This window comes from Streptomyces colwelliae (assembly GCF_048158785.1).
In the GTDB taxonomy this organism is placed as follows: domain Bacteria; phylum Actinomycetota; class Actinomycetes; order Streptomycetales; family Streptomycetaceae; genus Streptomyces.
On sequence record NZ_JBLTJC010000604.1, the window covers coordinates 1 to 4,061 of the forward strand.

The 4,061-nt window shown below is 72.4% G+C and carries 5 protein-coding genes; 2 read left to right on the top strand and 3 right to left on the bottom strand.

The window, feature by feature from the left end; genetic code table 11:
- Window positions 1-114: 114 nt before the first annotated feature.
- Entirely contained in the window at window positions 115-498 is a 384-nt protein-coding gene (locus tag ACNFOC_RS51740) for a cold-shock protein (RefSeq protein WP_019057239.1), read from the bottom strand.
- Window positions 499-649: 151 nt separating this feature from the next.
- On the opposite strand from ACNFOC_RS51740, the gene ACNFOC_RS51745 reads away from it, so the two are divergent.
- A complete protein-coding gene (locus ACNFOC_RS51745) occupies window positions 650-898 on the top strand; it encodes an SUR7/PalI family protein (RefSeq protein WP_416965924.1) in 249 nt (82 codons plus the stop codon).
- Here the strand turns inward: ACNFOC_RS51745 and ACNFOC_RS51750 are convergent.
- Window positions 877-1,548 carry an HAD family hydrolase gene (locus ACNFOC_RS51750; protein ID WP_416965925.1) on the bottom strand — a complete coding sequence of 224 codons (672 nt, stop codon included), beginning with the start codon at window positions 1,546-1,548 and terminating at the stop codon, window positions 877-879. The two genes, ACNFOC_RS51745 and ACNFOC_RS51750, sit on opposite strands and share 22 nt — an antisense overlap.
- A 39-nt stretch (window positions 1,549-1,587) precedes the next feature.
- On the bottom strand, window positions 1,588-2,610 hold the full coding sequence (locus ACNFOC_RS51755; protein ID WP_416965926.1) for a hypothetical protein: 1,023 nt from the start codon (window positions 2,608-2,610) through the stop codon (window positions 1,588-1,590).
- Between the two features lie 165 nt (window positions 2,611-2,775).
- Between ACNFOC_RS51755 and ACNFOC_RS51760 the strand changes: the two genes are divergently transcribed.
- Window positions 2,776-4,061, top strand: a 1,286-nt coding sequence (locus ACNFOC_RS51760; protein WP_521987094.1) for a serine/threonine-protein kinase, incomplete at its 3' end; no start/stop codon positions are given.

Below are 4,061 nucleotides of genomic sequence, written 5' to 3' on the forward strand. Positions count from 1 at the left end.
CCCAGACCCCCATCGGCCCTGAAGGGGCCTCGTCCTCAAACGCCGGACGGGCTGGATTCTGCCGGCCTGCGCCGAGAGGCCCCCTCACTCACATCCGCTGGATCTCCCGGATATCTACACGTCCAACTGGTCCGCCACCGCGCGCAGTAGGCCCGCGATCTTCGCGCCCGCGGGCTTGTCGGGATAGCGGCCGCGTTCCAGCATGGGCGTGATGTTCTCGAGGAGGGTCGTCAAGTCCTGGACGATGGAGGCCAGTTCGTCCGGCTTCTTGCGCTGGGCCGCCGCGACCGACGGCGTCGGGTCGAGCAGGGTCACCGAGAGGGCCTGGTCGCCGCGCTGACCGGCGACGACCCCGAACTCCACGCGCTGTCCGGGCTTCAGGGCATCAACTCCGGCGGGCAGAACCGAGGAATGGACGAAGACGTCACCGCCGTCGTCACGGGAGAGAAAGCCGAAGCCCTTCTCGCTGTTGAACCACTTGACCTTGCCGGTAGGCACGTCTGTCCTCGTCCTCGTACTCGTCGGAAAACTGCTCTGGATAACACACCGGCGGGTCGTCGGGACCCGCCGGTACCAAGGCTAATGGTCTTCAGGCCGGTGACAAGACGTCGCCGGGTTGTTCCTTTGCGCAGGGAACTACCCTGGTCGAGTGCGTGACAAAACCCAAACGAATTCCTCCGTGGCCGGTGACCGACTGATCCGTGCCGGTGCCATCGTCTTCTTCGTCGGCGCGGTGGCCACACTCGTCACCGTGGTACCGCTGTTGCTCCACACGACGCCTTTTCCGACGTACATGTACCTCTTGAGCATGCTCATGGGCGTCGGATTCCTGCTGGCCGCCGCGGGCGTGCTCCAGTCCGTCGCCGCGGGACGGCGTCAGGCCCGTGCCGAAAGGTAGTCCGAAAGCCATCGCGGGAACTCGGTGAGATCGCCGAGCACGACGTCCGCCCCGGCCGCCCGCAGTTCGTCGGCGTCGCACGGGCCGGTCGCCACCGCGACCGACAGGGCATCCGCGGTACGGGCGCCGCGCACGTCGCCGACATGGTCGCCGACGTAGACGCTCGCGCCCTCCTCGCGCAGCGCCTCCGCCTTCTGCTCGGCCCACAGGTTGCCGATCACGGCGTCGGCGTCGATGCCGAGATGCGCGAGGTGCAGCTTCGCGTTGGGCTCGTACTTCGCGGTGACGACGATGGCCCGCCCACCGGCCGCCCGCACCGCCGCGATCGCCTCGGGGGCGCCGGGCATCGCGGGGGTCGCGGCGATGGCGATCGACGGGTACATCTCGCGGTACAGGTCCGCCACGGCGGGCACCTCGTCCGCCGGGAACCAGTTGATCAACTCGTCCGCGAGCGGCGGCCCGAGCCGGGTGATCGCCAGATCTGCGTCGACGTACGTCCCCGTCCGCTCGGCCAGCGCCAGATAGCAGGCGTGGATACCGGGCCGGGAGTCGATGAGGGTCATGTCGAGGTCGAAGCCGACGGTCAGGGCGGGAAGGGCGGTGGGGGCGGGCTGGTCACTGTTCTGGGCGCGCGAGGTCATATGGGCCATTGTGCCCAGTCGCTACGACAATCCCACCGGGCCCACCGGCTACTGCCGCAGCCGCTGCGACCGCCACACCAGGTACAGCGCCGACGCCACCGCCGCCCCGCGCACCACCCACGGCCAGGTCCCGGCGATCGCGTCGCTCATGTGACCCTGCGCGATGGGGGTGCCCCAGCGGCCGGTGTTCCTGCCCCACAGCCAGACGACGCCGGCCGCGACGGCCGCCGTCGGCAGGCCGATCACCGCCCACTTCGTCTCGGCGTCGGACAGCCGCCGGGACGCGTACGCGATGAGCCAACCGAGCAGCAGGGCGAACCAGTTGCCCAGTACGGCGCCCACGACGAGCAGCGCGGCGGCGATCAGGAGGAGAGGGTTTGACCAGCGTCCGGCGGGGAGGCGGGGGACTATGCGGCGCCGGCGGGCCGGGATCTCCGGCGCCTGCTCGATCACCGGTGCGGCCACCGGCTCCGGTGCCTTCGGCGTCTCCTTCGCCGCTTCCTTCGCCGGTTCCTTCGGTGTCTCCTTCGGCGGCGGGGGCTTGAGGAGTTCGGGGATCTCGACCCCGCCGGTGAACCCGGGCACGCTGTCGCCGAGCGCGAACCCGTTGCCGTTCTCCGCCCGCCACCAGTCGGGCTGGAGGACGCTCGCGCCGAGGTCGGACGCGCTCGCGAGGTGCGGTGAGGAGGCCGAGTTGTCGGGCGGGGATGCCGGTTCGGGTGCGGATTTGGTGAGGCGGGTACGCGGGAGCGGTACGACCCGGCGCAGGCCCTTGGGCCGTAGATCGTCCTCGTGGTCCCGTTGTACGGGGACGGAGGCCGTCGGTGTCCGGGGGACGCCGGCGCCGGTGCCGGCCGCGGCGACGACCTCGTCCGGGCTGCCCAGCCCCTTGAGGATGCGCTGGACGGCGGCCGGTGTGTCGACGGTGGACCCGGCACGCCGTCGGTCGATCTCGTTGCGCAGCTCGGACACGAGCCGCATGCGCGTGACCGAGGGCAGCTGCCGTTGCTGCGCCACGTCACCGACGCGGCTCAGATACTCGTAGACGACCTGGTCGCTCTCGATACCCACGAAGTCCCCTCCGGGGCGGGTGCGTTGGATACCCCGCCGGAACGACCGTAGCGCAGGTCGGGGCTCATGTCGGCCCGCGCATCGGGGGCGTACGGCGGGTCCGGGTCCGGCTGTGGAAGGGCGGGTGACACCGGCCCGAGCGCCGCACCCGCTACCGTGGGTCGGATGAGCACCCCGGCCACGCCGCCCCGTTCGCTCGCGGAGGCACTCCGAACCAGGGACGACGCCTCCCTGGCCGCGCTGCTGCGCAGCCGCCCCGACCTCATCACGCCCGTGCCCACCGACCTCACCCAGCTCGCGACCCGGGCCGGTACCCGCGGGTCGGTCGTCCGGGCGCTAGAGCGTCTCGACCGTTTCGCGCTTCAGACGGCGGAGGCCCTGGCCGTGGCGGCGGACCCGGCGTCGTACGACGAGCTGCTCGGGCTGATGGCGGGCGACGCGCGCGACGCCGCCGTCGTGCACGCGCTGCCGCGTGCCCTTACGACCCTGCGCGAGCAGGCGCTGGTGTGGGGTGCTGACGACCGGCTGCGCCTGGTGCGGACGGCGCGTGAGCTGCTGGCGCCGTCGCCGCAGCATCCGTCGCCGACCGGCCTCGGGCCCACGGTCGCGGAGGCCACGGCGGGCATGTCGCCGGGCCGGGTCCAGGAGATCGTGACGGCGGCCGGCCTGCCTTCCACGCATGACCCGGTGTCCGCGGTGGCCTCGCTCACCAAGCTGTTCACGGGCCGCAGGCGGATGAAGGCGCTGCTCGCCCGCGCCCCCGAGGAGTCCCTGGAGGTACTGAACCGGCTGGTCTGGGGGCCGCCGTACGGCCAGGTGACCGCCGAACCGGCGGCCCGGCTGCGCTGGCTCATCGACCGGGGGCTGCTGCTGCCGACCGCGCCCGGCACGGTCGTACTCCCGCGTGAGGTGGCCCTGCATCTGCGGGCCGGGCGCGCGCACCGCGAGACGGAGCCGGTGGCACCGCCGGTCGAGGCGAAGGCGACGCACCGTCCACAGGTTGTGGACAGTACGGCGGCCGGGCAGGCGTACACCGCGCTGGCGACGGTCGAGGAGCTGCTGAAGGACTGGGACGAGGGCGGGCCGACGGTGATGCGGGCGGGCGGCCTCAGCGTCCGCGACCTGAAGCGGACCGCCGTCGCGCTGGACGTGGCGGAGCCGGTCGCGGCCTTCTGGGTCGAACTCGCTTATGCGGCGGGCCTGTTGGCCTCCGACGGCGAAGCGGACGAACGGTACGCGGCGACCCCGGCCCACGACGAGTGGCTGGAGCTGCCCGCCGCGCGGCGCTGGGCCGTGCTCGCGGAGGCGTGGCTGACGGCGACCCCCGCGGCCGGCCGCCCCGCAGCGGCAGCCCGGCGATCGGCTCGATACCGCCCCCGTCGGCGTCGCCGTACAACTCGGAGAGCCGGTCCGCCTTTTCGTCCGGGACCTGGAAGCCGGCGTCCGGCATG

Bases quoted from the DNA above. Each gene is read 5' to 3' on its own strand.
- ACNFOC_RS51750 (WP_416965925.1), bottom strand. From the start codon at position 1,548: ATGGCCCATATGACCTCGCGCGCCCAGAACAGTGACCAGCCCGCCCCC.